Genomic DNA, 686 nt, shown 5'->3' on the forward strand with positions numbered 1-686 from the left:
TTTGTGTGTGGGGCTCCCGGATTTAAAAGTTAAAGGTAAGCCTCAAAGCGGTCTGGGAACGCCACAGACATCTGATTAATCGCCTGCTTCCAGTTCGTCACCTTCGTGCCCTCGATCAACCTGCCACTGGTCGCTGCGGAGCGTTTGCCCTGCTTGGCACGTTTCACAGCCCGCTTGTCCTCAATGTTGCAGATCATCAACCACAACGTCTTGATCGCTGAGTCATCATTGGTGAACTGCACCCGATTCCGGGTAGCTTTACGCAGCTCATTGTTCATCGACTCAATCGAGTTCGTTGTATAGATCACCTTCCGGGCCATCGGCGGGAACTGCAAAAACGAGATAAACCGATCCCACGCATCACGCCATACCTTCGCTGATTGCGGGTACTTCACCCCCAGTTCAGAGGTCTCAAACTCCTCCAACGCCGCGCGTGCGGTGTCCTCGGTGGGGGCGGTGTAGATCTTCCTCAACTGCGCCGATACGGCCTTGCGATCCCCGTAGGCCATCCACCGGTTCGCTGCCCGGATCAGGTGCACGACACAGGTCTGGACCATGGAATCAGGCCAGGTGGCCTCCACCGCCTGCGGCAGGCCCTTGAGCCCATCACAGCACACGATGAACACGTCCTGGACTCCGCGCGTAGCCAGGTTGGCGCACACATGGGCCCAGAATGATGCTCCTTC

Annotated in this window: 1 protein-coding gene; it reads right to left on the reverse strand. The window is 57.6% G+C overall.

Translation table 11 applies throughout. The annotated features are described in order from the left end of the window. Positions 1-29: 29 nt before the first annotated feature. Positions 30-686, reverse strand: a 657-nt coding sequence (locus H9627_RS14120) for an IS256 family transposase (protein WP_191734646.1), incomplete at its 5' end; no start/stop codon positions are given.

Origin of the sequence: Corynebacterium gallinarum (genome assembly GCF_014837045.1) — a bacterium.
Taxonomy (GTDB): domain Bacteria; phylum Actinomycetota; class Actinomycetes; order Mycobacteriales; family Mycobacteriaceae; genus Corynebacterium; species Corynebacterium gallinarum.